Annotated in this window: 28 protein-coding genes; 12 read left to right on the top strand and 16 right to left on the bottom strand. The window is 71.6% G+C overall.

What is annotated here, in order from left to right:
* Positions 1–87: 87 nt before the first annotated feature.
* Positions 88–615: a hypothetical protein gene (locus AB0D46_RS29900; RefSeq protein ID WP_362882039.1), complete on the bottom strand. Its 528-nt coding sequence runs from the start codon at positions 613–615 to the stop codon at positions 88–90.
* 202 nt (positions 616–817) lie between these two features.
* Here AB0D46_RS29900 and AB0D46_RS29905 point away from each other — a divergent pair, with 202 nt between their 5' ends.
* The 3 genes from AB0D46_RS29905 (at position 818) to AB0D46_RS29915 (ending at position 3,917) form a co-directional block, all read left to right on the top strand.
* Complete coding sequence (locus tag AB0D46_RS29905; protein ID WP_362882041.1) at positions 818–1,795, top strand: DUF1648 domain-containing protein; 978 nt, start codon at positions 818–820, stop codon at positions 1,793–1,795.
* 281 nt (positions 1,796–2,076) lie between these two features.
* Positions 2,077–2,607 carry a hypothetical protein gene (locus tag AB0D46_RS29910; RefSeq protein ID WP_362882042.1) on the top strand — a complete coding sequence of 177 codons (531 nt, stop codon included), beginning with the start codon at positions 2,077–2,079 and terminating at the stop codon, positions 2,605–2,607.
* An 872-nt stretch (positions 2,608–3,479) separates the two neighbouring features.
* Positions 3,480–3,917 carry a glutaredoxin domain-containing protein gene (locus AB0D46_RS29915; RefSeq protein WP_362882044.1) on the top strand — a complete coding sequence of 146 codons (438 nt, stop codon included), beginning with the start codon at positions 3,480–3,482 and terminating at the stop codon, positions 3,915–3,917.
* A 147-nt stretch (positions 3,918–4,064) separates the two neighbouring features.
* Here AB0D46_RS29915 and AB0D46_RS29920 read toward each other — a convergent pair whose 3' ends face one another.
* The 4 genes from AB0D46_RS29920 to AB0D46_RS29935 form a co-directional block, all read right to left on the bottom strand.
* Positions 4,065–4,829 carry a glucose 1-dehydrogenase gene (locus AB0D46_RS29920; RefSeq protein ID WP_362882046.1) on the bottom strand — a complete coding sequence of 255 codons (765 nt, stop codon included), beginning with the start codon at positions 4,827–4,829 and terminating at the stop codon, positions 4,065–4,067.
* A 45-nt stretch (positions 4,830–4,874) separates the two neighbouring features.
* Positions 4,875–6,209 (bottom strand): MFS transporter, encoded by a 1,335-nt coding sequence (locus tag AB0D46_RS29925; protein WP_362882086.1) that lies wholly within the window; start codon positions 6,207–6,209, stop codon positions 4,875–4,877.
* Between the two features lie 101 nt (positions 6,210–6,310).
* The gene (locus tag AB0D46_RS29930) at positions 6,311–6,895 is read right to left on the bottom strand and encodes a TetR family transcriptional regulator (RefSeq protein WP_362882048.1); all 585 of its coding nucleotides are present in this window, start codon (positions 6,893–6,895) and stop codon (positions 6,311–6,313) included.
* 66 nt (positions 6,896–6,961) lie between these two features.
* A complete protein-coding gene (locus AB0D46_RS29935; RefSeq protein WP_362882050.1) occupies positions 6,962–7,540 on the bottom strand; it encodes a TetR/AcrR family transcriptional regulator in 579 nt (192 codons plus the stop codon).
* Positions 7,541–7,631: 91 nt separating this feature from the next.
* Between AB0D46_RS29935 and AB0D46_RS29940 the strand changes: the two genes are divergently transcribed.
* From AB0D46_RS29940 to AB0D46_RS29970, 7 genes are all read left to right on the top strand, one after another.
* Complete coding sequence (locus AB0D46_RS29940; protein ID WP_362882051.1) at positions 7,632–8,078, top strand: DUF1772 domain-containing protein; 447 nt, start codon at positions 7,632–7,634, stop codon at positions 8,076–8,078.
* A 219-nt stretch (positions 8,079–8,297) separates the two neighbouring features.
* Positions 8,298–8,909 (top strand): hypothetical protein, encoded by a 612-nt coding sequence (locus AB0D46_RS29945; protein ID WP_362882053.1) that lies wholly within the window; start codon positions 8,298–8,300, stop codon positions 8,907–8,909.
* 143 nt (positions 8,910–9,052) lie between these two features.
* On the top strand, positions 9,053–9,775 hold the full coding sequence (locus AB0D46_RS29950) for a hypothetical protein (protein WP_362882055.1): 723 nt from the start codon (positions 9,053–9,055) through the stop codon (positions 9,773–9,775).
* Between the two features lie 2 nt (positions 9,776–9,777).
* Complete coding sequence (locus AB0D46_RS29955) at positions 9,778–11,040, top strand: MAB_1171c family putative transporter (RefSeq protein ID WP_362882056.1); 1,263 nt, start codon at positions 9,778–9,780, stop codon at positions 11,038–11,040.
* Positions 11,041–11,080: 40 nt separating this feature from the next.
* Positions 11,081–12,262 (top strand): MAB_1171c family putative transporter, encoded by a 1,182-nt coding sequence (locus AB0D46_RS29960; protein WP_362882058.1) that lies wholly within the window; start codon positions 11,081–11,083, stop codon positions 12,260–12,262.
* A gap of 67 nt (positions 12,263–12,329) precedes the next feature.
* Complete coding sequence (locus AB0D46_RS29965; protein WP_362882060.1) at positions 12,330–13,610, top strand: hypothetical protein; 1,281 nt, start codon at positions 12,330–12,332, stop codon at positions 13,608–13,610.
* Positions 13,611–13,963: 353 nt separating this feature from the next.
* On the top strand, positions 13,964–15,400 hold the full coding sequence (locus AB0D46_RS29970) for an NADH:flavin oxidoreductase/NADH oxidase family protein (RefSeq protein WP_362882062.1): 1,437 nt from the start codon (positions 13,964–13,966) through the stop codon (positions 15,398–15,400).
* A gap of 13 nt (positions 15,401–15,413) precedes the next feature.
* Here AB0D46_RS29970 and AB0D46_RS29975 read toward each other — a convergent pair whose 3' ends face one another.
* On the bottom strand, positions 15,414–15,611 hold the full coding sequence (locus tag AB0D46_RS29975; RefSeq protein ID WP_362882064.1) for a hypothetical protein: 198 nt from the start codon (positions 15,609–15,611) through the stop codon (positions 15,414–15,416).
* Between the two features lie 80 nt (positions 15,612–15,691).
* On the opposite strand from AB0D46_RS29975, the gene AB0D46_RS29980 reads away from it, so the two are divergent.
* Complete coding sequence (locus AB0D46_RS29980; protein ID WP_362882065.1) at positions 15,692–17,149, top strand: pyridine nucleotide-disulfide oxidoreductase; 1,458 nt, start codon at positions 15,692–15,694, stop codon at positions 17,147–17,149.
* A 130-nt stretch (positions 17,150–17,279) separates the two neighbouring features.
* Here the strand turns inward: AB0D46_RS29980 and AB0D46_RS29985 are convergent, their stop codons facing one another.
* The 10 genes from AB0D46_RS29985 to AB0D46_RS30030 form a co-directional block, all read right to left on the bottom strand.
* A complete protein-coding gene (locus AB0D46_RS29985) occupies positions 17,280–18,275 on the bottom strand; it encodes an aldo/keto reductase (RefSeq protein WP_362882067.1) in 996 nt (331 codons plus the stop codon).
* 61 nt (positions 18,276–18,336) lie between these two features.
* Entirely contained in the window at positions 18,337–19,602 is a 1,266-nt protein-coding gene (locus AB0D46_RS29990; protein WP_362882068.1) for an MFS transporter, read from the bottom strand.
* 2 nt (positions 19,603–19,604) lie between these two features.
* Positions 19,605–19,832, bottom strand: a complete 228-nt coding sequence (locus AB0D46_RS29995; RefSeq protein ID WP_362882070.1) for a hypothetical protein — start codon at positions 19,830–19,832, stop codon at positions 19,605–19,607.
* Positions 19,829–20,911: a beta-ketoacyl-ACP synthase 3 gene (locus tag AB0D46_RS30000; RefSeq protein WP_362882072.1), complete on the bottom strand. Its 1,083-nt coding sequence runs from the start codon at positions 20,909–20,911 to the stop codon at positions 19,829–19,831. The genes AB0D46_RS29995 and AB0D46_RS30000 overlap by 4 nt, the downstream gene beginning before the upstream one ends.
* Entirely contained in the window at positions 20,908–21,609 is a 702-nt protein-coding gene (locus AB0D46_RS30005) for an HAD-IB family hydrolase (RefSeq protein WP_362882074.1), read from the bottom strand. The genes AB0D46_RS30000 and AB0D46_RS30005 overlap by 4 nt, the downstream gene beginning before the upstream one ends.
* A 196-nt stretch (positions 21,610–21,805) precedes the next feature.
* The gene (locus tag AB0D46_RS30010) at positions 21,806–22,624 is read right to left on the bottom strand and encodes a carboxymuconolactone decarboxylase family protein (protein ID WP_362882075.1); all 819 of its coding nucleotides are present in this window, start codon (positions 22,622–22,624) and stop codon (positions 21,806–21,808) included.
* Between the two features lie 74 nt (positions 22,625–22,698).
* Positions 22,699–22,926 (bottom strand): tautomerase family protein, encoded by a 228-nt coding sequence (locus tag AB0D46_RS30015; protein WP_362882077.1) that lies wholly within the window; start codon positions 22,924–22,926, stop codon positions 22,699–22,701.
* 14 nt (positions 22,927–22,940) lie between these two features.
* On the bottom strand, positions 22,941–23,792 hold the full coding sequence (locus tag AB0D46_RS30020; protein WP_362882078.1) for a hypothetical protein: 852 nt from the start codon (positions 23,790–23,792) through the stop codon (positions 22,941–22,943).
* Between the two features lie 69 nt (positions 23,793–23,861).
* Positions 23,862–24,479 (bottom strand): hypothetical protein, encoded by a 618-nt coding sequence (locus tag AB0D46_RS30025; protein WP_362882080.1) that lies wholly within the window; start codon positions 24,477–24,479, stop codon positions 23,862–23,864.
* A gap of 92 nt (positions 24,480–24,571) precedes the next feature.
* A complete protein-coding gene (locus AB0D46_RS30030) occupies positions 24,572–25,372 on the bottom strand; it encodes an AfsA-related hotdog domain-containing protein (protein WP_362882082.1) in 801 nt (266 codons plus the stop codon).
* Positions 25,373–25,659: 287 nt separating this feature from the next.
* Between AB0D46_RS30030 and AB0D46_RS30035 the strand changes: the two genes are divergently transcribed.
* Complete coding sequence (locus AB0D46_RS30035) at positions 25,660–26,328, top strand: TetR family transcriptional regulator (RefSeq protein ID WP_362882084.1); 669 nt, start codon at positions 25,660–25,662, stop codon at positions 26,326–26,328.
* Positions 26,329–26,785: the final 457 nt, after the last annotated feature.

Genomic DNA, 26,785 nt, shown 5'->3' on the forward strand with positions numbered 1-26,785 from the left:
GGCCGATCCCGCCCTCCCGTCGGGGCTGCGGGCACAGAGGTGTGCGGAGGCGTGGACCCTGTTCAGGGCGCTGCGTCGCCCGACTCCTCAGCGAGTCGATCCGTGGAGCTCCGTCCGCCAAGGCTCGCAGCCCTGGATGTCGTCCGGGCAGCCCTGCACGTCCGGTGGTGCGAGGGTGCTGAGGTTCCACACGATGACGCCGCTCGGTGGAGGATCGGTTTCGATCGAAGGGACCTCGGCCACGAAGGGCTGTCCTGCGGGTACGTTCAACCGTACGGCTTGACTGCCTCCGCAGCGGACTTCGAAAGTCCGTGTGGTCCCGCCGCGTGTGAGCGTCAGGTTGATGGTCGGCACGCTGTTGCTGTCGCAGACCATGTCGAAGCGGTAGGGCTTCTCACCAGGGGTATCGAGGGTTTGGTCAATCCCGGAAACGACGAACTTGGACGCCTCGGCAATGAGGGTGGTGTCGGCGTCATCGGCGTCCAACGCTCGTTGGACCCGTTGGAGCGCGTCATCGGGTTCCCACTCCCCGGTCCGGCTGCTGCCGTCCTGGGTGCAGGCTGCGGCGAGGGCGGCTGTGGCGAGCAGAACAGCAAGGACACGGGTTGGCCGCATGGCAGCATTCTAAGAGGACGGGGGGCGCGCGACGTTGCCGTGGGCCCGGCGGTCCCGGTCTGCGAGGACACCGTCACCAGCCGGTGCTTCCGTCTTCGGGCAACGGTGCGACGGGGCAACGGCGGGCGGGCTGTTGGGGAGTCCATGCCGCGCACCTCGGGTACAGCAGGAACGATCTCATTGACGTGATCAGGGGGCTTTCGTGACTGACCGTACGAAGCGGACGAGGGGCACGCGGTGGGGAGCGGCGGCCTGGGTGGTGGGCGTGCCGGCCGTGTTGGCGGGGCTTCCGCCGGCCGCGAGCAGCCGGCTGCCGGGGCGCCTCGCCACCCACTGGGACGGCGAGGCTCCCGACGGATCGATGCCCCTGTGGGCGGCTGCCGTGTTCCCCGCGCTGGTCTGGGCGGTTCTGGCGCTCTCCATGGCCCTGGTCGGCCGGCGTGGAGGTGCGCCCGCGGCGGCGGGGGTCGGGGTGTCCCTGCTGTCCGGGGGCGTGTCTCTGGCGGGCGCCCAGGCTTCGATCGTCCGCGCCAATCTGGACCGGGCCGATTGGCGGGATGCCGGTTCGGTGGGCACGGGGATGGCCGTCACGGCGGTGGTCGCCGTCGCCGCCGGCGTGTTGGGATGGTGGGCCGGACGGCGCGTGGCACTCCCGGTCCACGCCGAACAGGGCGTGAGCGGCGAAGTCATGGAGGTCCCGGAGGGTGCGCGCCGCGTCTGGCTCTCCCGTACCGCGAACCCCTGGCTGCAGCTGACAGCGGCTCTAACCGGCCTCGTGGCCGCGGCCGCCCTACTCGCGGGCGCGGGTGGCCTCATCGGCCTGCGGTGGGCGCTCATCGCCCCGTTCGCGATCGCCTCGGTTCTCGCGTTGTCGTGCGCCTCGGTACAGGCGCGGGTGACGGAGTCCGGGTTGGAGGTGGCCTTCGGTCCGCTTGGTCGGCCGGTGCGGCGCTGGGCGGCTCAGGACATCGTTTCGGCGCGTGCCGAGAAGCGGACCCCGGCGCAGGTCGGCGGTTGGGGCTACCGGATCAGCGGCCTGGGCACCACCGTGATGCTCCGGGCCGGCGAGTGCCTGGTCATCCGTCCGACCAAGGGCACGGAGTTCGCCGTGAGCGTCGATGACGCGGAGACCGGCGCCGCGCTGCTCAACGCCCTTTCGGCCCGCCACGCCGGTCGATAGATCAAGCCGCCGTTCCGGCGAACCCGTGCCCGTCTACAGGCGGTCGGGGGCCCTGGTAGAAGATCACTTCGGGGCTGGGGGCTGGGGGCTCGGGGGCTCAGGGCTCAGGGTCGGGGCTCGGGTCGCAGCGGGGATGGGGGCTCGGGGCCTGTCCCATGAGGTGACGGGTGCTGGGCGGGCTGTGTGACACTCCCTCTGAATGATCACTCGGGGGGAGTTCCGCGTTGAACGCGTTGTTGAAGAGGGTATGGATCGGGCTGGCCACGACCTTGATCGTGGGGATGGCCGCCGTACTCCTGCCGAACCAGGTCCAGATCAACGATGACGGGCGGGTCCACCTGGGCGCGCCCGTGCCCACGCCGTCCCCGTCCGTTGAGGCGCCCGTACCGGAGTCCACGTCACCGCCCCTGACCCGGGACGCCGTGGACGAGGTGATGCGAACCGCGATCAGCGCGGCGGGCCTCGACCCGGCGCAGGGTCGCCCGACCGTCGCGGCCGACGCCGCCGCGAACAGGACGGGCTGGATGGCCGCCCGCGAAATGGCCACCGTGCAGGCGGAGATGAACGCGATCTGCGCCGACCTGGAACGCCAGGGCTGGACGCTGAACCCGAACGGCGACCGCCCGAACCCCTCCGATTCCCGCAGCTACCGGCGCGGGGGTTGGTACCTGCTGGTGCACACGCGCGGGAAGGCCCAGGCGCCGTCCACCACCTCCGCCTTGACCGACTCGCAGACCTACCTGACCCTGACCGGGCTCCAGCTGGACCTCTCCACCATCCCCCTCCCCGCGGTCACCGTCCGCGTCGGATGACCTTCTCGGAGCGGGAGAACCGACCGCGACGGGGCTCGCCGCGCGAGAGGCTGTCCGCGGTGGGGTAACGGGCGCGCGCACAGGGGCCGGGGCGCGCGGGCTCGTCACCCCCCGCCGCGACGCGGCGGGTGTGCGCCCTGATCAAGGGCTGCGTTTCGCGGCGCCTCCCACAGCCCTTTCGTCCTGGTCCTGGTCCTGGTCCTGGTCAGGAGATCGCGTCGGGTGCGGCCCGGATCAGTGTCAGCGGGACCGAGGAGGGCGGCAAGGGGGACGAGGGTCTCGTGCGCGTTGTCGGGGAGCCGGCCGAGGTCCGGGCAGGCGTTCAGGGCGTCCACGACGCCCGCGCCCAAGTGGTCGGTGGAGGTGACGGCTGCGGCGGCCCGCGTCAGGTGGTCGGCCGCTTCGGGGAGGGAACGCGGTCTCGTGACGGTCTGCGGCCTGTTGGATCAGCCGGCGGAGGGAAGCGAAGGTGTCCGCCATCGCGTTCACCTGGGCGAACAGGGCGGAGGCGACCACGGCAGCCTGCTGCGGGGTGTAGACGGCCCGGTCGGCTTGCGTGGCGTCACGGAGGCCCTCGGCTGCTTCCGGTCCGGCGAGGGCGAGGGCGATCGTGGTCGTGGTCGCGGGCTCCGGGCTGTGGTCTCCCGTGAAGAGCCGGATGCCGTCGCAGGCGTCCCCGACGGCTCCCCGGTCGTCGGGCTCCTCGTATTCCTTCCAGAGCGTGCGTCACGGCTCGGTGCCGGTCACGGATCCATCTCCTCGTGCCGGCGGCGGCGTAGGTCTCGCGTGCGCGGCCTACGGCACTCACGACCGGCCGGCGCGGTCCCGCGCCGTGTCCAGTCGCTCACGGTCGATCGGTAGCATGCGGCACCATGATGCGCGCTTGGGTCCTGCCGATACTGCTCGTGCTCTGCGGCGCGGCCGTCGCGGCCGGTCAGGTCCTCCGGGGGAGCCTCGGCCCGGCCGCAGCGCTCCTGCCGGCATTCCTGGCGCTCGCCGCCGTGACCTCACCCCTGCTGTTCCCGAGGTCGATCGGTGCGCGGGAGGCACAACGCCGCAGCGCGGTCGACGGTCGACCGGTCGTCTTCTGGCGGCCGGGTTGCACGTTCTGCATACGCATGCGCATCCGGTTGGGCCGCAGCGCCCGCCAGTTGCACTGGGTCAACATCTGGCGCGACCCGGCAGGAGCCGCGGCGGTGAGGGCGGCCAACGACGGCGACGAGACCGTGCCGACCGTCTTCGTGGCGGGCCGACCCCACACCAACCCCGATCCCGCATGGGTGCGCGAACAACTCCCCCCGTCGGCGTGATCGGAGGACGCGTCCCACGGAGGACACCCGCGGACACAAGAGGATGGGGGCCACGGGGCATGCTCAGGGCCCTCCTCGACTTGGTCGCGGGTGTGTCAGCCGTTGCGCCGGCCGTCGGCGGCGGTGTGCGGCACGGCAAGGCCTCGGTCAGGCGGAGATGCCGCCGTCGATGACCAGGTCGGTGCCGACGACCGAAGCGGCGTCCGGCGAGGCCAGGTACAGCACGGCTGCCGCGACCTCCGCGGTGGAGGAGACCCGACCCAGAGGCACCTCACGCTTCATCCGGGCGGCCCGGTCGGCGTCGGTCTCCCCGGGCCGGAGCGACATGGTGGTGGCGGCCGGGCCGGGGCTGACCGCGTTGATGCGGATGCCGTCGGCGACGTGGTCCAGGGCGGCGGCCCGGGTCAGGGCGGTGACGGCCGCCTTGGTGGCGATGTAGCCGGCCACGCCCGGGATGCGGGTGTGCGTACCGAGGTTGGAGGAGATGTTGACGATCACGCCGCCGGTGGGCTGGTCGCGCATCCGGGCGACTTCGGCCTGGAGGCTCAGCAGGACACCGGTGACGTTGATGTCGAGCAGGGTGCGCCAATCCTCCTCGGGGAGATCGGCGATGGGTGCGCCGCCCCGGAAGACACCCGCGTTGTTGACGGCGACGTCCAGGCTGCCGAAGTGTTCGACGGTGCGTCGGACCAGGGCCCTGACCTCATCGGAGCGGGTCACGTCCGCGGTGACGGCGGCTGCCGTGCCGCCCTCCTTCTCGATCAGGGCGACCGTCTCGTCGAGCGGGGCGGCCGTACGTCCGGCCGCCACCACCGCGGCCCCCTCGGCGGCGAAAGCGAGGGCGATGGCCCGGCCGATGCCGGAGCCCGCGCCGGTGACGAGGACGGTCTTACCGGTGAAGCGTGCGTTCATGGTGATGACTCCCTTGGTTGGTACGCGGTTGCGCGGTTGCGCGGGTTACTTGGTGCGGGTGCTGAGGAGAGCGGCGGCGGCGAGCGTGGCTGCCGTCGCGGCGAGTGAGGTGGCGTCGGAGCCGAGGGTGAGCAGGGCGGCGAGTACGACGGTCGGGCCCAGTTCCATCGCGGTGTTCATGACGCCGCCCGCGAGCCCGGTCCGGTGCGGCTCCACCCCGTCGGTCGCCAGGACGGCGGCCCCGGCGAACGCGGCGGCCGCTCCGGCCGGCAGCAGGAGTAGGCCGGGGAGCAGCCCGTACGCGTACGGAGCGTGCGGGGTCAAGCCGGTGAGGGCGAGCAGCACGAGCCCCGTCGCGGCGATCGCGAGCCCGGAGGCGGTGACGGCCGGCGCCCCGTACCGGGCGATGAGCGGGCCCGCCGCGCGCCCGGAGACGAGCAGGGCCACCGCGAACGGGACGAAGGCGGCGGAGGTCTGCAACGCCGACCAGCCGCGGTCCTGCTGGAGTTGGAGGGAGAGCAGGACGAACGTCATGGCCGTCCCGGCGGCGGTCAGGCCGATGGCGGCGAGCGCGAGCCCCCGGCGGCGGTCCCGGAGGAAGCCGAGCGGGAGCAGCGGGTCCGGGGCGCGGCGCTCGGCGAGCAGGAACCCGATGAGGAGCGCGGCTCCGGTGAGGAGGGGGATCAGGACCGCGGCGGACCCCCAGGGGTGGGCGTCGGTGAGGACGAGGCCGTAGCCGGCCAGCGTGATGCCGGTGGTGGCGAGCAGCGCACCCGGCAGGTCGAGGGAACGGCCCGTGCCGGCCGGGGTCGCGGGCAGCAGCCTCGGGGCGAGAACGAGCGCGAAGGCGGCCACCGCCACCGGGAAGGCCAGGGTCAGGCGCCAGGGCGCGAGCGCCGAGATGACCCCGGAGAGCAGGTTCCCCGCGGTCGCGCCGAGGACCGACAGCCCGCCCCAGGTGGCCATCGCCTTTCCGTACGCGGCGGATCGGGGGAAGACCGCGCGCAGGACGGCCATGGCGGCGGGTGCGGTGAGCGCGGCGCCGGCCCCTTGCGCGAAGCGGGCGGTGAGCAGTGTCTGCGGTCCCGGGGCGAGCAGCGCGGCGAGGGACGCCGCGGCGAACACGAGCAGCCCGGCGCGGAGGGCGCGACGCCCGCCGAGACGGTCGGCGACGCGGCCGCCGAAGAGCAGCAGCCCGGAGAAGGTCAGTCCGTAGGCGGCGCTGAGGAGGATCAAGTCGTCCCGGTCGAGGCCGTATTGGCGACCGATCCGGGGCAGGGGCACGACGAGCGCGGTGAGCGTGAAGATCAACGACGTCTGCACGGTGCCGAGCAGCGCGAAGGCGGGGCCGGGCGCGGGGCCTCTGGCGGCGGCTTCGATCGTGGTGTCACGGCCCTGCGTGGTGGTCACTTCTCCCCCTATATTTGACTGAACGTTCCATAATTCGGTCATGACGAAGCACCCCTCCCCAGGGGTGACGTTCAGTCCAGCAGCCCCAACGCCTGCTCGGCGGCGTCCCGCACCCGACCCGGGTCGCTCGACGCCTTGCCGACCACGCGCAGGCCTTGCATCAGCACGAGGAGCATCCGCGCGAGCGCGCGCGGATCGCGGTCCTCGGGCAGCTCGCCCTGCGCGCGGGCCCGTACCAGCGCCGAGTGCAGCAGGGTCTCGACGTGGTCCCAGCTCGACTCGACCCGGCGGGCCGCCGCCGCGTCGTGCGCGCCGAGCTCGGCGGCCGCATTGGTGACGAAGCACCCCTTCAACCGCCGGTCGTCGGCGTTCGCCTCGGCGGCGAAGCGCCGCACCAGCGTACGTACGGCGGGCAGCGCGGGACCCGGCTGGGACAGTTCGCCCAGCAGGGTCGCGTCACGGTTCTCGTTGTACCGGTCCAACGCCTTGAGGTACAGCTCGTGCTTGTTGCCGAAGGTGGCGTAGATGCTGGCGCGCCCGATGCCGAGGTGCTCGACGAGGTCCGCCATCGAGGTCGCCTCGTAGCCGCGCCGCCAGAACAGCTCCAGGGCTGCTTGCAGCGCGGTTTCCGGGTCGAATTCCTTGGTTCTGGCCACGCTCGAACTCTAAACGATATTGAAACGATCGGTCAAATATTCGCGAGCGCCCACCGGGTCGGCGGGTCAGAGCACGGCGAGCCGGTCCACCAGGAGCTCCACCCTCTCCCCGGCGGCCTCCGGCGGCAGCCGTCCCGCCCTGGCCAGGGTCGCCAGGCCGTGCAGGGACGCCCAGAACACCTCGGTGAACAACCCCGGGTGGACGCCGTCCCCGGCGACCTCGCCGAAGGTCTCCAGCAGGGCGGCGAAGGCGTCCTTCAGCGGCTCCGGGGTGTCCTCCCGCGCGAAGGGCAGCCCACCGTCGAGCTGGAAGATGGCGTCGTAGAGCGCCGGGTTGCGCTCGGCGAAGTCGAGGTAGGCGCGGGCCAGGGCGGCGACCCGGTCGCGCGGGCCGGGTGCGGCGGAGGCCGCGCCCCGGACCGCCGCGGCCAGCTCGGCGGCGCCCTCCAGGGCGACGGCGCCGATGATCTCCCGTTTACCGCGGAAGTGGCTGTAGAGGACGGGCTGGCTGTACTCGATGCGCTCGGCGAGCCGACGGGTGGTGACCGCGTCCCAACCCTGCTGCTCGGCGAGTTCGCGCGCCGTCGCCACGATGAGGCGCTCGCGGTCCGCCCGTTCACGTGCCTTGCGTTCCTGTACCGACATGATTCGATCCTAGCACCGCTAGACAAGCAAGCGGCAGTAGGGCTAGCGTTGCATCAACACCTAGCGGCACTAGATTTCCGAAGGGGTCGTCATGCTCAACGCACTTGGGATCGTCACCACCGTGGTCGTCGGCGTCATGGTGGGGGTGGAGTTCTCCGTCGCGTTCGTCATCAACCGGATCCTCGGCGCCCTGCCCGAGGACAGCGGCCAACTCGGCCGGGCCCACGGGGGCCGGATGCTCGGCGCCGTGATGCCGGTCTGGTACATCGGCTCGCTCGTCCTCGCCGCGATCTGGGCCGTCGCCGGATGGGACCGCCCCGGCGCCGGCCTGGTCGTCACCGCCGGCGCGTTGCTGATCGTCAGCGTGGTCATGTCGATCCTGCTGCTGGTCCCGATCAACAACCGGACCAAGAAGTGGACCCCCGAGAACCGGCCCGCGGACTGGAAGGAGCAGATGAACCGTTGGGACCGCTGGCACTACGTCCGCGTCGCCGTCATCATCGTTGCCTTCACCCTATTGGTCACCGCCCTCGCCTGACCCGCGGGTCGGCGCGACGCGGGTTCTCTCCCATGTCGACAAGTCGGTTCCTCCGCGCGACTGAACCGCCTCGGGAGCCCGGGCGGTGGGGCGTGCGATCGAGCCAGGTGAAACGATCGTTTCATTGCGGAGCCGACCGTTTCCGTGATCTAGTTGCCTCCCGCAGGTCTCGGGCCCCACCGGACCACGTGTTCCCCTTCCATCCCGTCCGGAGGGTCCATGAACGACGGGTACGAACAGCTCGCCGAGACCGTGAGTGAAGTCGAAGTGCTTCGGCGGGAGTCGGGGCTCGACAGAGCGTCCGCCTTCAACCTGGCGGCCCTCTCGTTCCACACCTCCCTCGCGGAGGCGGACATCCGGCGACTGCTCGACGGCGAACCCGTCGCGTCGCCGGTGAGCGGGCCGGCCGAACTGGCCCGTCGCATCGCGTTCCTGAGGGAGACCCGGCTGACCGTGGACGGGGACACCGGCAACCGGCGTCAGTACACGACCGCCGAGATCGCCGCCGGCAGTGGGATGACACCCCAGTGGCACGGCAAGCTCCTGAACCGGAGCACGCCGAACATCTGGCACGGAGCGGGTCTGGCCCGGTTCTTCGACGTCCCCATGGAGTACTTCACCCACACTCCGCCCGAGGCGCTGAGGCGGGTGCTGGAGAGCAAGGTCATCCCGGAGCTCACGGCGCACCTCAGGAATCCTGCGCACGCGGTAAAGAATCGTTACGCCTTGCAGATCCAACTCCGTCTCGGCGACAAGGAACTGCCACCGAACCTGGAGACGGCGCTGATGGCCTTCGTTGACGCGATCACCCAGGAGAGCTCCGCCCCTTGAGGCCGGGGCGGGAACCCGGGCGGGCGGCCGACCCGGACCTTCGGTCCCAGCACCACAGCACCACAGCGCACAGCACCACAGCGGAAGGCGGGCGGCCGCGGCTCCACCGCCCTTCGGAAGGAACGCAGAGTGAGGGCATTCGGATGAGCGAGCGGCAGAGGGCGGACCTTCCCACAGGGGTGTTCGCGGCTCTCGGGAGGGCGATCCGCCCCAAGAGCCTGCTCGTCGCGCCGAAGCACCACCTCACGCGACGGTCGACGGAACGGAAGATCGCGAGGCTCTGCGACGAGATCCTCGCGGGTCTGGAACGGCCGATCCCCTCGGATCCGGACCAGTTGTTCGAGGTACTGAGGGCCGACGTCGAGCGGCGGTTCAACGCGGACCGCGACGAGCTGCCGTACCGTCCGGTCCTCCTGCGCTTCCGCGAGTTCCCCGAAGAGACGGCCAGCGGTCTCACCGCCACCTTCGACGACCGAGTCGTCATCATCATCGAGAGTAAGACCACTACGTTGCACCAGTTCGTCATTTTTGCCCACGAGATCTGGCACACCCTGATGGGTGGCTGCCTGTCACACGGAACCCACGGATCAGACGGAACACAGGGATCACACGGATCACAGGGATCACACCGGATCCACAGTGACGTGGCCACGGCTGCCGCCCGGTCGCTCGGCGGTGATCTGGCCGGTGACGACCTGATGGCCATGGCCGCGAGGAGCCACGTCAACACCGAGGAGGAGAGCGACGCGGAGAACTTCGGGCTCCAGCTCGGATCCCGACTGCGGGAGTACCTCCAGGGTGGCGGCGCCGTACCCATCACCGGTCTGGCCGGCCGGATCCAGTCGAGCCTGGGCAGAGGCTACTGAGCATGACCGGATCGGACTACTACATACCCGCCGCCGTCCTGGCGATCGCCCTGGTGGTGAAGTCGCCCTCGTTCTGGCACACCTGGCACTCGCCGATGTCGAAGTCGATCCTGGTGATCCTCGCGTGTTCGGCGGCCGGCTTCGTGTTCGGCGCTCCGCCCACGATCGAGCGGGTCAACCGGATCACCGGTGTCCCGAACATCTCGGCGCTCATCGTCTACTGCATCCTGTCCTGCCTGGCGTGCGGGTCGCTCGTGCTCCTCATCCACTGGCGCGGTGGGGCCGAGGAGACCGTCCGACGGCACACCAGGCTGTGGATCGCGGCGACCGGCGTGGTGATGGCGACGTTCTGCGTGCTCTTCTCGCTCAGCGACGTACCGATCGAGCAGCAGCGCGACTTCGACACCTTCTACGCCAACACCCCGTACGTCCGGGAGATGATCGTTCTCTACCTGACCTCGCACACCGCCACGAGTCTCGTCGTGGCGACGAAGTGCTGGCGATGGGCGCGGGAACTGCGCGAGCTCCAAGCGGCGTGGACCCACTGGGGTCTGGTCATCCTGGTGACCGCGTTCGGGCTCACCCTCTCGTTCGCCCTGCTCAAGTTCCTGGCCGTGGGTGCCCGCTGGGCCGGGACGGACGCCTGGGACGCGCTCAGCACCGACATCGCCCCTCCGCTGGCGGGACTGGGCGCGGCCATGACCACGGTCGGGTTCCTGCTGCCGGTCGTCGGGCCGCGGCTGGGGTCGATGTGGGTCTCCTGGCGGGCCTACCGGGCGATGGAGCCCCTGTGGCGTGCGCTCGAACCCTTCTCGGGGCCGGGGAAGCCCATGCGCATCCGTCGCACCGCGTCGCTGGAGATCCGGGCGATGGCCCGGTCCACCGAGATCGCCGACCGGCTGCTCAATCTGGCGCCCCACCTGGACACCGGTCGCCGCCAGGCCGCCGAGCGCTACGCCTCTTCGCACGGCTGCACGCCGGACGCCGCGATCATCTTCGCCGAGGCGGCGACGATCCACGCGGCCCTGGTCGCCGCGGAGGCGGCGGAGGCCGGGGCAGCGGTGACGGCCGGGGCGGGGGCGAACGCGGCGGTGGAGGTCGCCGCGGTGCGGACGTCGGGGCGGATTCCGGTGACCGCCGACGGGAACTCCGCGATTCCCACCCGCGTCTCCGGAACGAACGGTCTGGCCCGACTCAGCATCCAGTTCTCCAAGATCCACCGTTCCGGCTCCCCCGTCGGCGCCGACCGCTCGGAGAGCAACTGATCATGCCCATTCCCCTCGACGCGGCGCAGGGCAGCCCTCGGTGAACGCGGGAACGGCGTACCTGTGCTCGGCGGGCGGTCTGTTGATCGCGGCAGCCATCAAGGCGTGGGCGCTACGGAAGAACCCGCGCGACCCGCTGCTGAGGGCCGTCACCGCGACCCTCGTCGTCGGCGCGCTCCTGTTCGTCACCGCCGCTCCGCCCCACCTCGCGGCCATCAACGCGCTGTTCGGCGTACCGAACATCGCGGCGCCCATCGTCTACTCGATCCTGACCGCGTTCGACGCCGTCACGATCGTGTTGCTGATCCACTGGCGGGGGAACGACGAGGCGCGCGTCACCCGGCGGCAGACCCGGTTGTGCCTGACGACCTACGCCTTGGTCGTCCTGGCGATCTGGACCCTGTTCGCGTGGGGTGACGCGCCGGTCGAGCGGCTCCGTGACCTGGACACCTACTACTCCAGCACCCTCTGGATCCGCGAGATGGTCCTGCTCTACCTGGCGGCGCACAGCGTGGCGGCCGTCACCATGATGGTGCTCAGTTGGCGTTGGTCGCGGCAGGTCCCCGGCACCCTGAAGGGCGGGCTGCTGCTCATCACCGCGGGCGCGGCCTGCACCTTCGCCTACGACCTCTTGAAGTACACGGCGATCGTCGCCCGCTGGCTCGGCCACGACTGGGATTGGCTGAGCACCCAGGTCGCCTTCTCCATCGCCGGTTTCAGCGCCTTCCTGATCGCCGGCGGATTCGTCCTGCCGCCCCTCGGACAGGGCGCCGGTTACCGGTGGCGGGCTCTTCGCCGCTTTCGCCGGCTCCAGCCACTGTGGTCGGAGATCCGTCCGGAGATACCTCGTACGAGCCCGCCGCCCATGGCCTGGTGGCAGCCCGTGGAGCACCGGCTGATGCAGCGTGAGAGGGACATCTTCGACGCGGTGTTGCGGCTGACGCCCTGGTTCGACCGGGCGACCGGCGCGAAGGTCTACGCCCTCGCCATGGCCGAGGGCTCCGAGAGCGGGCGGGCCCGCAGCGAGGCCGATGCCTGCGTAATAGCCCGGGCGGTCATCGGGAAGGGGCGTTCGGCGCCCGCGGTCGCGCCGGAGCTTCGGTGGACGGTCAGTTCCATCGAGGACTCCGACGATCTCCTCGACATGTCGGACGCCATGCTGCGCTCCTCGCGGGTGGAGGTGACGCGGCAGTCGGCAGCACTCGCCGAGCCCCGTGCATGACACCGGAGAAGGGGCCGCGAGCCCGCACCACGTCCGCCGCTCAGAGATCCTCCACAGAGAGACAGCCATGACCACCACACCCCCGGAGCACGTCGAAGCCCTGATCATCGGTGGGGGGTACGCGGGCCTGCTGGCCGCATCCGTGGTCGCCCTGGCCGGCTACGACGTACTCGTGCTCGCGGGCCGCTCCGACAGCGGGCCGAAGGCGGCGGAGGCGACCGGGGCAACGGAGGCGACCGCGGCGGCGGCGACCGCGCCGGTGCGGGAGCCGCGGGCGGTGGGTGCCGCGGCGGCCGCCCAGCACGGCGAGGTGCTCCACATCGGTGGCATGTGGGACGTCAACGACCTGGCGTACGGCTCGGGCGCGATGCTGCGGCGCCGCGGCGCGCGGACGTTCCCCCTCCCCGCGGCGGGCGCCCACCTGTCCCGCACGCGGCCGCGGGCCTGGGGAACCCGCGAGGTGCTGACGTGCAGCCGTGACCTCCTGACCGAGGTGCTGCGCGAGGTCGTGGTCGCCAACCCCGCGCACGAGCGGAGCACCGCCGTACTCGATGACGCCCGGGCCGTCGGGCTGATCGGCGACGAGTCCGCGGTGCTGGGGGCGCGGGTCCTCTTCGACGACGGGACGGAGCGGGAGGTCACGGCGCAGCTGGTGGTCGACGCGAGCGGCGCCGACGCGCTCACCACGACCTGGCTGGGTGAGCTCGGGGTGGCCGCCGTACCGGTCACCACGCGCGGCACGGCCGGGTTCATGGCCAGCCGTAGGTACTGGGCACCGGAGGGGCAGGAGGACGTCGCCCTCACCTCCGTCGCGGACGGAGCGCGCAGCGCGGTGCTCGTCCCGATCGAGAACGGCCTGTGGACCGTCACGCAGACCGCCCCCGATCGAGAACGGATCACCGGCGGGGACGCGTTCGCCGCTGCCGCGCTGGCCCTGTCCGACCCCGGCGTGGGCCGGCTCATCGCCGGGGCGGAGCCCGCCGGCGAGGTCGTCGTCGCGCCGACGTCGACGCGCTGGCACCGGTACGAGCGCATCCGCGGACCCCGCGGCTTCGTCGTCATCGGCGACGCCCTGGCGACATTCAGCCCCCTGGACGCGCGGGGGCAGTTGGCCACCGAGGCCGCGGCCAGGTCGCTGCGCGTGGCGCTCGGACGCGGCATCAGCCATCCGACGGCATCCCGACGGGCCCAACAGGCGATCGCCGAGGAGGTCGCCCAGCTGTGGTCCGATCCGCAGACGGGGCCCATGGGCGGCAGCCAGCTCAAGCCCGTCACCCCGAGCCTCGCCGCGCGTCTCGCCCGCGTACGGACGGCGGCGGGTCGGCTACTGCGGCTGCGGGACCGATGAACCGGCGCGGTACCGGTGCGAGCCGGGCGCGGGCGGCGCGGGGCGAACGGGGCGAGGCGCGAACCGGACGGGACGCGGTCGAGCCGGGCGCGGCTCGGGCGGGACAGGACAGGGCTCGGGGGCGAGCCGGACAGGGCTCGGGCAGGGCAGGACAGGGCCCGGGGCGAGCCGGACAGGGCTCGGGCAGGGCAGGACAGGGCCCGGGGCGAGCCGGACAGGGCTCGGGCAGGGCAGGACAGGGCTCGGGTCGGGCAGGACTGGGCTCGGGGCGAGTGGCGCGTGGGCCGGGCTTCGAGGCCGTACCCGCGGGCCACCCAGGGACTTCACGTGACGACATCCGGAGGAAAGATTTCATGCACCTGTCCACACCTCTCGTGCTGCGCAACGGCAGCCGGATCGCGAACCGGATCGCCAAGGCGGCCATGGAGGAGAGTCTGGCCCGTCAGCCCGGACAACTGCCCGGGCCGGAGATCGAGGAGCTCTACCGCAGTTGGGCGCGCGGCGGGAGCGGGCTGATCATCACCGGAAACGTGATGGTGGACCGTCGGGCCCTCACCTCCCCGGGAACGATCGTGCTCGACGCCGGAAGCGACCTGGCCCCGTTCCGCCGCTGGGCGGCCGCCGCCGGTTCGGGGGGCTGTCAGGTCTGGATGCAGATCAACCATCCCGGTCGGCAGGTACGGGCGGACCTGCCCGGTGTCGCGTGGGCCCCGTCCGACATCGGTGTGAACCTCGGCAAGCACACGCGCGTCTTCGCCCGGCCGACGGCCATGACCGAAGCGGACGTCCAGGCGACGATCCAACGGTTCGCGACAACGGCGCGCCTCGCGGAGGAGGCCGGCTTCCACGGCGTCCAGATCCACGCGGCCCACGGCTACCTCCTCAGCCAGTTCCTCTCCCCCTTGGTCAACCGCCGCACCGACCGGTGGGGCGGCAGCCTGGAGAACAGGGCCAGGCTGCTGCTGAGCGTGGTGCGCGCCGTTCGCGCGGAGGTGTCGGACGGCTTCGCCGTGAGCATCAAGATCAACACTGCGGACTTCCAGCGCGGCGGCTTCGACGTCGACGAGGTGGAGCAGGTGCTCGCCTTCCTCAAGGACCTCGACGTGGACCTGGTGGAACTCTCGGGCGGCAGCGTGGAGAGCGCCGCGACCATGGGCCGCACGGCCGACGACAGGACGCTCGGCCGGGAGGCGTACTTCCTCGCCATCGCCGAGCGGCTCGTCGCGTCCGCGCCGATGCCGCTCATGCTGACGGGCGGCATCGGGCGTCGCGCGTCCGCGGAACGGGTCCTGGCGAGCGGGTTCGCCATGGTCGGGCTGGCCACCGCTCTCGCCCTGCGGCCCGACCTCCCCGCGCGCTGGGAGAAGGGCGAGGACATCGAGGTCGCCGCGCCGCGCCTCACGTGGCGTGACCGGGACATCGCCAGCGCCGGCGTGTTGGCCCTCGTACGGAGCCACATGAGCCGCGTCTCCCGGGGCCTCGCACCGCGCGCCCGCACCTCGGCCCGCCTCGCCTTCGTCCTCGACGCCCTGCGCAACCGGGGGTTGACCCGCGCGTACGGGCGGTGGTTGGCGCAGCACCCGGCGCCGGAGCCGGCCACGCCCCGGGAGCCGGCCGGCGACCCGGCGTCGGGCGGGGGCTCGGGCCCGGTTTCGGGCGGGGGCTCGGACGGGGGCGCTGTCGCGGTCCCGGCTCCGGTCGCGGGCCCGGAGGCAAGTGCCGTCACGGGCCCGGTCCCTGACGGGGACGCAGGTGCTGTCGCGGCTCCGGTCCGGCAGACGCCGCCGTGAACCGCGGCGTGGTTCAGGCCGGATCCGGGAGGTCGCCCTCCCGCACTTCCGGGGCCGGCACCCAACGGTAGACCGCCACGCCGTCGTCGTCGGGGCCCCGCAGGTAGCGCCCGATCTCGCGACTACCGCTGTGCGCAGCCAGGGCCACCTCGGTGGCTTGGATCCCCTCGATGCCCGCGAGCGGACCACCGACGAAGCGGGCACTGATCATCATCGGATTCTAGGGCTCACCATCAAAGCCCACTCGACTTCCGCCATACCGGCCAATGCCGGGGCAGAAAGCAGACCCGCATGGCCGGTAGGCCCCCCTCTCGCGCCCGAGTCCTGATCCTCGGAGGCGGGCTGAGCGGCACCCTGGCCGCCGCCGCGCTCGCCCGACACGGTGCCGGTGGCGGCACCGCTGCCGACATCGACATAGACATAGACATAGACATAGACATCGTTGAACGGCACGCCCTGCCGGACGGGCCGCGAACGCGCCGTGGACTGCCGCAGGCCCGTCACGCCCACCTGCTCTGGTCGGGCGGGGCCGAAGCCATCGAATCGCTCCTGCCCGGGACCACGCAGATGTGGTCGGACGCCGGCGCGCACCGGATACCCATCCCCAACGGCATGGTCTGCCTCTCCCCCGGCGGTTGGTACCGGCGGGCCTGGCCCGAAACCCAGTACCTCATCAGCGCCGGCCGCGACCTGGTCGACTGGGCCGTGCGCACCCGCGCCCTGGCGCTGCCGGGGGTCCGGCTGGTGCCCGAGGCGGAGCCGGTACGCCTCCTCGGCACCCGTTCCCGGGTCACCGGCGCGGTCATCCGACACCGGGACGGTACGGAGGAGGTCCGTGAGGCCGATCTGGTCATCGACGCCACCGGCCGCTCCTCGCGCGCTCCGAACTGGCTGGCCGAGCTGGGGATCCCGGCCGTTCGCGAGACCGTCGTCGACGCGGGGGTGACCTATGCGAGCCGCCGCTACGACGCGCCCGTCGACACCGCGGGTTGGCCTGTCATCAACATCCAGGCCGACGCCCGTCAGGCCGTGCCCGGGACGGGTGGCACCGTCCTTCCCATCGAGGGGGGCGAGTGGCTGGTCAGCCTCTCCGGCACCCGCGGCGGCCAACCCACCAGCGCGGATTCCGAGTTCCTGGAGTTCGCCCGGCACTTGCGGAGCCCCCTGATAGCGGAGTTCCTGGACCGGGCCGAGCCCCTCGGCCCGGTGACGGTCAACCGGAACACGTCCAACCGGCGGCGCCACTACGAGAAGTCCCGCGTCGAAGGCTTCGTCGCGCTCGGGGACTCCGCCACCGCGCTCAACCCGGTCTACGGACACGGGATGTCCGTGGTGGCCCAGGGCGCCCGGGCGCTGCGGGACCTGGCGTCGAAGAGCGACATCACGTCGAAGGGGTTCGCACGGCGCGCACAGCGTGCGATCGGCCGCCCGGCGGCCGCCGCCTGGCTCCTGGCCGCCGGCCAGGACGCCGCCTTCCCGCACTCGGTCGCGAAGGAACCCCACTTCGCCGACCGCCTCACCGCCCGGTACGTCAGCCGCCTCATCACCACCGCCTGCTCGGACTTCACCGTCGTCAAGGCCCTGACCGACGTCATGACCCTGCAGGCGGGCGGCGCGGTCCTGGCCCATCCCCGGGTCCTCCTGGCCGCCTTCCGCGGCCCCCGTCTCCCGCCCCTGGACGGCCCGGCCCTCACCCCGGCGGAGCAGGCGGTCCTCCTCGGACGCCCCACCCCGACGCACACGACCTGAACACCGCGGGAGGGTCGGGGCGGGGCGACTCGAACCGACTCGCCTCGCCTACTGCACGGCGCGGACTCGGGACGTCGGCGCCGTGGGACGGGTCACGACGCCGAGGGACGGGACGTACGGTCACGGGGGGTCAGGTGTTGAGCAGGCGCAGGGCCGCGGGTGCGTAGCGTTCTCCCGACACCTCGGTCGCCGGGAGGGCCTGCTCCAGTTCGTGCAGCTGGGCCGTGGTGAGGTGCAGGTCTGCCGCGCCGGCGTTCTCCTCCAGGTAGGTGATCCGCCGGGTGCCGGGGATCGGAACGATCTGCGGGCCTCGGGAGAGCAGCCAGGCGAGGGCCAGCTGGACCGGGGTGCAGCCGATGTGGCCGGCCAGGGACCGGACCCGCTCCACGAGCGCGAGGTTGCGGGTCAGGTTCTCTCCCTGGAAGCGGGGGTCGTTGCGGCGGTAGTCGTCCGGTTCCAGTTGGTCGAGGGAGGTGAGGGCCCCGGTGAGGAATCCCCGGCCGACCGGCGAGTAGGGCACGAGTCCGATGCCGAGCTCGGCGGCCGTGGGGGCGATGTCGCTCTCCACGTCCCGTTCCCACAGGGAGTACTCGGTTTGCAGGGCGGTGATGGGATGGGTGGCATGGGCACGGCGCAGGGTGTCGGCGTTGACCTCGGACAGGCCCAGGTGCCGGACCTTGCCGGCGGTGACGAGTTCCGCCATGGCGCCGACGGTCTCCTCGATCGGGGTGTCGGGGTCGCGGCGGTGCAGGTAGTAGAGGTCGATGCTCTCCACGCCCAGCCGGGCCAGGGACGCGTCACACGCCTGCCGGGCGTAGGCGGGGCTGGAGTCGATCACGGCCCCGCCGGCCGTGCCGCCGGGCCCGACGCCGCGGATGCCGAACTTGGTGGCCACCACCGCTTCGTCGCGGCGCCCCTTGAGGGCGCGGCCGAGGAGTTCTTCGTTGCGGCCGGCGGCGTAGGCGTCGGCGGTGTCGAAGAACGTCACTCCGGTGTCCAGGGCGCGGCGGATGGTGGCGATCGACTCCGTCTCGTCGCTGGTCCCGTAGTAGGCGGACATGCCCATGCAGCCGAGGCCGATCGCCGAGACCCGGAGTCCTGCGGTGCCGAGGGTGCGGTGGTCCATGAGGGGCTTCTCCTGTGTTCGAGTGGGGGTGTGTCTCGGGTGCGCGCGGCAGGGCGGGGGGTCAGCCGCTCGTGGGGGTGGGGGACGGTACGCGCTCGCGGCTGCGCGTGCCGCGGGCGGAGAGCAGCAGGGTGAGCAGGGCGCAGACGGTCAGCGCGGCGGCGACGGCGGTCACGGCGCGCGGTCCGGCGGCGGAGTCCACGAGCAGTCCGCCCGCGAGGGATCCCACGGCGATGGCGCCGTTGAAGGCGGCCACGTAGAGCGATGAGGCGGCGTCGGACTCTTCCTTCGCCAGTTGCAGCACCCAGGTCTGCAGGCCGACGGGCAGGGCCGCGAAGGCCAGGCCCCACAGGACGAGCAGGGTGATCGCCGCGGGCTGGGAGTCGCCGAAGGCCCACAGCAGGGTGAGCGAGACGGTCATCAGGACGAGGGCGCCCGTCAGGGTGCCGTGCACCGAGCGGCCGACCACGGCCCCCGCGAGGAAGTTGCCGGCGAACCCGGCGGCTCCGAAGACCAGGAGCAGGACGCCGACCATGCCTTCGCTGATCCCCGTGATCTGTTCCAGGTAGGGGGCGATGTAGGTGAAGGCGAGGAAGTGGCCGATCATCACCAGCGCGGTGACCGCGACGGCGACGCGCAGCCGTCCGTTGCGCAGGACGCGCGGCAGGGCGGCGAGGCTTCCGCTGCCCTGTGCGGGGAGGTTCGGCAACAGGAGCAGCACCGCGACGAGGACGACGAAGCCGATCGCGGCGACGGCGGCGAACGCGGTGTGCCAGCCGGACCGCTGACCGATCATGGTGCCAAGCGGGACGCCGAGCACCGAGGCCAGCGAGATCCCGCCGAGGACGAGTGCGGTGGCCCGAACGGCGTGCCGCTCGGGTACCAGTCGGACCGCGATGGCCGCGGCGATGGACCAGAAGACGCCGTGGGCGAGGGCCACCAGCACCCTGGCGGACAGCAGGGCGCCGTACGAGGAGGCGACGGTGGCCAGCAGGTTGCCCACGACGTACATGACGAGCAGCCCGGCCAGCAGCCATTTGCGGTCGACGCGCCCGCACAGGGTGGTCAGCGGCGCCGCGGTGATCGCGGCGACGGCGGCGAAACCGGTGACGAGGAAGCCGGCGGTGCCGACGGAGACGTCCACGCCCGCGCCGATCGACGGCAGCAGTCCGATGGGGAGCGTCTCGGTGGTGACGAAGGAGAACGTGCCCAGGGAGAGGGCGATCACGGCCAGCCAGGCACGCACCGGTGAGGTGCCGGGGCCGGGAGCGGCCGCGGCCTCGGGGCGTTGCCTGTCCGGGGTGAGGGTGGAGGAGCTTTGTGTCATGGCTACCGGTCTCCGTGGTCGAGGGTGGGGGCGGACGGGCCGCCCGTGGGAGCGGGGGTGGGGGTGTCGGTCCGGGCTCCGGGGCTCCAGCCGTGGGTGCAGGGATCGGCGTCGAGGACGTCGCGTCCCATCGACCAGTGGGCGACGGCGCATCCGGGCACCGCGCACAGCGCGTCGGGCACGGGGACGGAGCGGAACGCGGAAGCCGGGACGGTGACGAGTCCGTTCATCGGGCCACGCTCCCGACGAGCTGCGCGGAGTGCGACGGCCCAGCCGGGTGACGGGGCGGTGTGGCGTCCCAGCGGACCAGGGCCGTGCCGACTCCCATTCCGCCGCCGAAGCCGGCCAACAGCACCAGGTCGCCGTCCCGTAGCGCGCCGGAGCGGTTGGCGTGGTCGAGTGCGAGCGGTATGGAGGCGGCACCGGTGTTGCCGTGCAGGTCGACGGGCAGGTGGGCGTGGGCGTTGGGCAGCCCGAGGTGGGGGATGACCTCGCCGACCATCACGCCGTTGGCCTGGTGGGGTACGAAGTGTTTGACCTCGGCCGGGTCGACGCCATGGGCGGCGAGCACTCCCTGGACGGCGGCGGGCAGGCGCTCGTTGACGAAGTCGCGGACCTCCCTCCCCCGCATCCTGAAGAAGTGCTGCCCGTCGGCCAGGGTGCCCGCGGAGGCGGGGTGGCGGCTGCCGCCGGCCTGGACCCCGATCAGGTCGTGGAGGCTGCCGTCGGTGCTGGTGCCGGTCCCGACGATGCCGAACCCGGGGCGGGTCGGGCCGAGCACGACGGCTCCCGCGCCGTCCCCGAACAGCACCGCGGTCTTGCGGTCGCTGTGGTCCAGGATCCGCGAGTAGACGTCCGCGCCGATGACCAGCGCGTATTTGGCGTCGGTGTCCTCGCTGATGCCCGCCAGCAGTTGCGCACCGGTTTGCAGGGCGAAGACGAAGCCGGCGCAGACGGCGTTGATGTCGAAGGCGGCGGCCCGGGTCGCGCCGATCTGGTTCTGCACGAGGCAGGCGGTGGCCGGCTGCGGGTAGTCGGGGGTGGAGGTCGCGACGATCACCCAGGCGACGTCGCGCGCGTGGATCCCGGCGTCGTGCATCGCGGCGCGCGCGGCGGCGGTGGCCAGGTCGGAGGTCGCCTCGTGGGGCGCGGCGCGATGCCGTTCCCGTATGCCGGTCTTGCGCACGATCCACTCGGCGGTCACTCCGGCCAGTTCCGCGACGACGGAGTTGGGCACGATCTCGTTCGGGAGGTACGAGCCGGATCCGATGATGCCGACGGCGGTCGTGGCGGGTGAGTACACGGTCATCGCTGGTGCTCCAGAGGAGTGGGGGAAGGCCGGGCATCGAGCAGGGCGCGCAGGGCGGGGTCGTCGCCGACGACGACCGGGTGCCCGACGCAGGCGAGCATCTCCAGGTCGGACGGGTGGTCGCCGTACGCGTAGCAGTCGCGCGGGTCGATGTGCGGACGGTCGGCGAGGAAGCGGCGTACGGCGACCGCCTTGTGCGGGCCGATCATCGGGGTCTCGATGAGGCCCGTGTAGGTACCGGCGGTCCCCGGGCCGGCCGGGTCCGTCTCGACGAGGGGACGGCTGCACAGCAGGTGCCCGGCGCCGACGGCCCGGGCCACGGGGTCCAGGCAGGCGGGGAACGACCCCGAGACGAGGACGAGTTCGGCGCCCGCCTCGCGGTGGGCGCGCAGTGCGTCCCGGGTCCCTTCGATGAAGAGGCCGTCCGCGGCACGCTCGGCGAACCAGCGCTCGCCCCAGGCGGCGATGGTGGCCTCGGACTCGCCGGCGTACGCGGCGTAGTAGGCGCGGTTGATCAGCTCGCGCGGGGTGCCGGCCGCTGCGGCCTGCTGGAAACCGGCGAGGAGCCGGTCGTGCTCGGCGGTCCCCGCGGGCCCGTGCCGGCCGGTCAGGTGGTAGTGGAGGAAGTCGAACATGCTCTTGCGGTGGATGAGTGTCTCGTCCACGTCGGCGAAGACGAGGTAGGGACGAGCGGTCATGGTGGGTCCCTCCTTCGGATACGGGTGTGTGCTCGGTTCGGGATGTGGTTCCGGGGCCGGGACCGGGGCAGGGCGGGGTGGGCAGGAGCCGTGGCCCGGTGGGGGCTCGGTCGTGGCCTGACGCTGGGTCGTGGCCCCGTGCTCGGTCGTGGCCCGATGGTGTGCGGGCGCGCGGCCCGGTCGCGGCGTTGCCGGCCTATCGCGTGTGGAAGACGTCGCGCGCCGCGTTGAGGCCGTTCACCGCCGCCGGGACTCCGGCGTACACCGCCATCTGCAGGATGGTCTCGACGGCGTCCTGCCGGGTGCCGCCGGCGTCGAGGACTTCGTGCACGTGCGCCATGAGTTGCTGTCGTCGCGTGCCGATGGCCGTGCAGGCGGCGACGGACACGATCGCGCGGGTGAGCGGATCGAGGCCGCCGGGCGGGGTCGCGGGATCCGGGTTGCCGAAGGCGTTCTCGCCGAAGAAGTCGGCGAGGGCCGGGTCGACGGCGCGCACGGCGGCCAGGGCCTGCTCGCCGTGGTTGCCCTGCCCGTCGTGGCCGCCCTGCCCGCCCTGCCCGCCGTGGGTCCGCGCGCCCGGCGCGCGTGCGGACCGGCCGGTGACGGCGGCGGCGTTCGCGGCCTCGGCCGCGAAGACGGTCCTGACGACGTTCAGCGCTCCCAGCGTCGCGGGAAATCCGGCGTGGTCACTCAGGTGCAGGACCGTTTCGACGATGTCCCGCCGGCCGCAACCGACGTTGCGCGCGCCACGGACGTGGAACTCCAGTTGCGGAGCGGCGTTGCCCAGTGCGGTCAGCGCGGCGACGGTGACGAGTTGGCGGGTCGGCAGTTCCAGGCCCGGCCGGGAACATACGTCGCCGAACGCGAAGCCGACGATCAGCTCGCCGAAGCCGGGGGCGATGTCCTGGAAGCCGTCGAGGATGCCGGGGCGCTCGGTGGCTTCGATCCGGCGCAGTGTCCGTAGCCCGCGCTCCATCCGGTCGTGGTGGTCGGCGGAGGAGGAGTGTGCGCTCATGGCGGAAGTCCTTCCTGGTTCGGGACGGGTGGGGCCGGGCATCGCGCCCGGCCCCGGGACCGGCGTGGGCGACGTCAGACGGTGGAGGAGCCGCTGAGCCGGCTGAGTCGGGCGAAGTCGGGGTGGGACCCGACCGCGCCGCCCTCGGACCAGCGGTCGCGCGGCACTTCCCGGATGTAGACCGTGATCCGGTCGCGGGGTGCTCCCGTGACCCGGTGGACGGTCTCCGTGAGCTCCTCCATCAGCTCGCGGCACTTCTCCTCGTCCTCACTGGGCCAGGTCGTCACGGAGATGATCGGCATGGTGGTTCCTCTCGTCAGCCGGTGGTCGTGAATTCCTCGAAGCTGGGTCCCTGCAGCTTCAGCTGGGCGTGGATGTCCCCGCCCAGGCCGAAGCGGCCGATCGCGCCGCCGTAGTTCTGCTGGTAGCTCATCCAGAGCACGATGACGTTGACGACGCGATTGCCGCCGGTGCCGGGCGCCGGGAAGGGATCGGGCAAGGACGCCCGGTAGCGGCCCTTGCCGTCCTGGTCGGTGACGAAGGCGTTGGGTACGCCGAGCGGTCCGGGCCGGGTCGGCCCCGCGGGGTCCAGGTCGCGTGCCCGTAGGGACATCACCGTGTACAGGCTGTTGGGGAGCATCCCGGCGAACTCGAAGCGGAACTCGGCGGACTTCGCGTCGTCGGCCAGTCGCACCTCCAGCTCACCGCGCGCCCGCCCCCAGGTGCCGAGGGTCACCGGTTCCGTCACCTTCGGCCCGTCCTGGGCCCGCAGGTCCGGCACGTCGACCTGGTGGAAGGGGTAGCTCGGGCGTACCACCTCGGACGCGTGGGGGAACTGCTCCGGGGCGAAGACCATCGGGTAGTTGCTGCAGGGCAGCGGCAACGGCAGCGTGTGCAGCACGATCGCGTTGTCGGCCGGGCTGAACTGGCCGGGATGATCCGGCAGGTCACGGACGACGCGGTACGGCTCGTTGCCACCGAACGGCGGCAGCGGGCTCTTGGCGGACACGATGGCGCATCCCCAGCCGTTCGACACTCCGCCCGTTCCGTCGTCACGGTTGATGCGGCCGATCACGACGAAGTCGCCGTTCCCGTCCATCACTTCACTGGGCGGGTAGGTCGGCCCCTGAGTGGTGAGACTCAGCTGGTAGGTGCGCGACGGTCCCATCCGCTTCTCCTCTCCTTCGCATGATTTCCTTCGTGCGTCCTGCCGGTGACGGGCAGGACGTGGGGCGTGTTACGACACGCGGGCCCAGATCGTCGTGTAGAGACCGCGCTCGCCGCCGGCGATGAAACGGTCACCGGCCTGCCGGACGATCTCCTGGTAGCGCGGGGAGGTGAACACGGCCGTGTACTCGGCCGGGTCGCAGCTGAATCCGGAGACGAACATGACACCGGGCTCGGTGCTCAGCACGGAGTGGTACGCCTCGAAGACCTCGACCTCGTCGGCGGTGCGCACCACGTCGTAGATCGTCTCCTCGCGCCAGGCGCGGTACGAGGTGTGGACCCGCGGCGGCACCTCGATGTGCCGCATCTGTACGTAGGGGGTCTGCGGCAGCGGGGTGTCGGCCTGCTTGGGCGCGTCGACGAAGCCCAGCACCTGACGTCGGAAGTCACCCTCGGCCATCGGGGCCAGTGCGTCCCACAGTCGCGCCCAGTCGGAGCGCAGATCGGGGAACTGCTCCCAGCCGGCGACGGGGGCCAGCTCCAGGAGGGCGGGTCCCTCCAGGCTCCGGAACAGGGCACGGCCCTCGAACGCGGATGCGGCGTGGTGGGCCTTCCAGGCGGTGGCGGCGGCATCGACCTGATCGGGCTTGACGGACAGTTCCACGGCGGTGATGAGTGATGCGGACATGGCTGCTCCTCAATGGAGTGGAGTGGAGTGGTGGGGCGGGGCGGGGTTCGGCGGAGTGCGGCCGGTACGGCCGGGGGCCGGGGTGGGGTGGGTCAGACCCCGGAGAGGGCGGCGGCCGGGGTCCGGAGCGTGTGCTCGACGGCCTGGCGGGCGCGGCGGTCCTCCTTGGCCTCGATCACGTCGGAATCGAAGGCGGTGAAGGCCAGATGGGTGAGGGAGGAGCGACGGCCGGCCTGGTGGATGCCGACCTCGGAGTGGAAGGAGAGGCGGGACGGATCCTGCGTGCGGGACTCGGTGATCCGGTACTCGATGGTCGAACACAGCGGGAAGAGGAAGTTCTCGAAGGTGGTGTTCATGTGCTCGATGACGAAGTAGTACTTGCGCTGCGGCCACTGAGCCGCGAAGAAGCGCTCCGTCACGGCCAGGAACATCTGCCGCGATGCCTCGACGGCGATCATGCCCTGCACGTGCTGGCCGGTCTGGTGGTCGAGCAACAGCTCGTTGTCGTTGTGCAGCCGTAGTCCCGCTCCGAATAACGCGTCGTTCACCTGGTGCAGGTCCGCGATCAGCGCGTTGGCCACCTGGTGCTTGTGCACCTCACCGGCGCCGCTGAGGGCGGCGGGCTGGAGGCGGATCTGTACGCGGTCCAGGCCGCGGTGGCGCAGTTCCTCGACGATGAGCAACACATCGGACTCGGAGACGCCCTGCGCACTCTCGACGAGGACCGGGTCGCCTTCCGTCGCGTATGCGCCGCGGCGCAGGTCGTCGATGAACTGGGAGACGGTGAATACGTTTTCCTGTGCGGCGAAACCGATAAACCGGTCCCCGACCAGGACGATGCTCTGGATCGGATGATTGATGACTAACTCCTCGGTAGTGGAACCGCGTGGCACTGCGTGGCACGACAGGTTTTCCGGGCGATGAGCAGACGGAAGAGGGGAATTCGCGGGTGATCGCGCACCGTCGCGACGCCTGGCGGTTCCCGGCCCCGGGGGCCTTGGCGGAGGCGCCGGCCGGGCTGACGTCATCGACACTAGGGGAACGCTGGAGAGGGCGCAACCATCTAGTTGGTTGGCACCAACCATCTAGTTGGTTGCGACCAACCATCTAGTTGGTTGCGACCAACCATCTAGTTGGTTGCGACCAACCATCTAGTTGGTTTTCGTGCTAGGCTCGACGCATGGCCAATGATCCGACTCGCGACACGCCGACCCGCCTCCTGGACGCAGCCCGCCAGGAGTTCGCCACGTACGGCATCGCGGGCGCCCGTGTGGACCGCATCGCCGAGCAGGCTGCGGCGAACAAACAGCGTCTGTACTCCTACTTCGGTAGCAAGGAACAGCTCTTCTCCAAGGTCCTGGCCTGCGCCTATCAGGATTTGAGCGAGCGGGTTCCGGTGCCGACGACGCGGGAGGGTCTTGAGCGATACGTGGGCCAGGTCTTCGACTACCACCGGCGCGACCCGAGCCTGGTGCGGCTGCTCGCGTGGGAGGGTCTGCACTACGGAGACGCGGAGATTCCAGGCGAGGAAGAGCGTCACGCGTACTACCTCAGCAAGAACGAGGCCCTCTGCAAGGCGCTGTCCCTCACCTCACCCCAAGAGGTCGGCCACCTGCTGATGACCCTGATCGGGATCGCTTCCTGGCCCTTCGTGGTGGAGCAGCAGCGCCGGCTGATGGCCGGCCTGGTCGCCGGGTCCGAAGAGGGTTGGAACGAATTGCGCGCCAGCCTGACCTCGTACGGCAGCGCGGTCATCCATGCCCGGGTAGCCAAAATCGATCACGAAACCGGAATCGAATCCGGTGTGATGTCCGACGCGGATTCCTTCGGACGCGGAGAACATCCATAACGCCCGATGGGGTACTCGAACGCGATGACCGTCCCGTGCCCTCGACGGTGCGGTCGGAGGTGGGAAGCCTTCGCGTCCATGTGGGGTATGAGTCATCACTTTCGGTGAGATTCGGGCGGCTCCGGGGTGAGCCGTCCCACAGGACCCACGTCACATACGAGCCCGGATAGTAGGCCGCGAAGGTCCGCGGCCGTACCCCGCCCCGGCCCGCGCCCGCCCTCCTGCCCGCCGACCGGTCGACGGGCTGTCGGTCTCCGGCTGCGAGGACGGGTAGTAGGAAGGCTCGTTGCCAGGCCGGTGGGGCGTCGGTAGAACTGGATGAGTCGCCGGGCGGCACGGGTGCTTCACCCGCCGCTGACGAACCCCTCTCCACCGCGTGAAGGGATCACGCATGCCCTCGGCATGCCGCGACCGTCCTCGTCCCCTGTGGAAGGTTCCCCGTGTCGAACACCGTCAT

It is taken from the genome of Streptomyces sp. NPDC048383 (assembly GCF_040651775.1).
In the GTDB taxonomy this organism is placed as follows: Bacteria; Actinomycetota; Actinomycetes; order Streptomycetales; family Streptomycetaceae; genus Streptomyces.

Excerpts from the sequence above, each read along its gene's own strand:
- AB0D46_RS29900 (WP_362882039.1), bottom strand. The coding sequence starts at position 615 with ATGCGGCCAACCCGTGTCCTTGCTGTTCTGCTCGCCACAGCCGCCCTC.
- AB0D46_RS29910 (WP_362882042.1), top strand. The coding sequence starts at position 2,077 with ATGGCCGCCGTACTCCTGCCGAACCAGGTCCAGATCAACGATGACGGG.
- AB0D46_RS29915 (WP_362882044.1), top strand. The coding sequence starts at position 3,480 with ATGATGCGCGCTTGGGTCCTGCCGATACTGCTCGTGCTCTGCGGCGCG.
- AB0D46_RS29920 (WP_362882046.1), bottom strand. The coding sequence starts at position 4,829 with ATGAACGCACGCTTCACCGGTAAGACCGTCCTCGTCACCGGCGCGGGC.
- AB0D46_RS29935 (WP_362882050.1), bottom strand. The coding sequence starts at position 7,540 with ATGTCGGTACAGGAACGCAAGGCACGTGAACGGGCGGACCGCGAGCGC.
- AB0D46_RS29940 (WP_362882051.1), top strand. The coding sequence starts at position 7,632 with ATGCTCAACGCACTTGGGATCGTCACCACCGTGGTCGTCGGCGTCATG.
- AB0D46_RS29945 (WP_362882053.1), top strand. The coding sequence starts at position 8,298 with ATGAACGACGGGTACGAACAGCTCGCCGAGACCGTGAGTGAAGTCGAA.
- AB0D46_RS29950 (WP_362882055.1), top strand. The coding sequence starts at position 9,053 with ATGAGCGAGCGGCAGAGGGCGGACCTTCCCACAGGGGTGTTCGCGGCT.
- AB0D46_RS29955 (WP_362882056.1), top strand. The coding sequence starts at position 9,778 with ATGACCGGATCGGACTACTACATACCCGCCGCCGTCCTGGCGATCGCC.
- AB0D46_RS29965 (WP_362882060.1), top strand. The coding sequence starts at position 12,330 with ATGACCACCACACCCCCGGAGCACGTCGAAGCCCTGATCATCGGTGGG.
- AB0D46_RS29970 (WP_362882062.1), top strand. The coding sequence starts at position 13,964 with ATGCACCTGTCCACACCTCTCGTGCTGCGCAACGGCAGCCGGATCGCG.
- AB0D46_RS29975 (WP_362882064.1), bottom strand. The coding sequence starts at position 15,611 with ATGATCAGTGCCCGCTTCGTCGGTGGTCCGCTCGCGGGCATCGAGGGG.
- AB0D46_RS29980 (WP_362882065.1), top strand. The coding sequence starts at position 15,692 with ATGGCCGGTAGGCCCCCCTCTCGCGCCCGAGTCCTGATCCTCGGAGGC.
- AB0D46_RS29985 (WP_362882067.1), bottom strand. The coding sequence starts at position 18,275 with ATGGACCACCGCACCCTCGGCACCGCAGGACTCCGGGTCTCGGCGATC.
- AB0D46_RS29990 (WP_362882068.1), bottom strand. The coding sequence starts at position 19,602 with ATGACACAAAGCTCCTCCACCCTCACCCCGGACAGGCAACGCCCCGAG.
- AB0D46_RS29995 (WP_362882070.1), bottom strand. The coding sequence starts at position 19,832 with ATGAACGGACTCGTCACCGTCCCGGCTTCCGCGTTCCGCTCCGTCCCC.
- AB0D46_RS30000 (WP_362882072.1), bottom strand. The coding sequence starts at position 20,911 with ATGACCGTGTACTCACCCGCCACGACCGCCGTCGGCATCATCGGATCC.
- AB0D46_RS30005 (WP_362882074.1), bottom strand. The coding sequence starts at position 21,609 with ATGACCGCTCGTCCCTACCTCGTCTTCGCCGACGTGGACGAGACACTC.
- AB0D46_RS30010 (WP_362882075.1), bottom strand. The coding sequence starts at position 22,624 with ATGAGCGCACACTCCTCCTCCGCCGACCACCACGACCGGATGGAGCGC.
- AB0D46_RS30015 (WP_362882077.1), bottom strand. The coding sequence starts at position 22,926 with ATGCCGATCATCTCCGTGACGACCTGGCCCAGTGAGGACGAGGAGAAG.
- AB0D46_RS30020 (WP_362882078.1), bottom strand. The coding sequence starts at position 23,792 with ATGGGACCGTCGCGCACCTACCAGCTGAGTCTCACCACTCAGGGGCCG.
- AB0D46_RS30025 (WP_362882080.1), bottom strand. The coding sequence starts at position 24,479 with ATGTCCGCATCACTCATCACCGCCGTGGAACTGTCCGTCAAGCCCGAT.
- AB0D46_RS30035 (WP_362882084.1), top strand. The coding sequence starts at position 25,660 with ATGGCCAATGATCCGACTCGCGACACGCCGACCCGCCTCCTGGACGCA.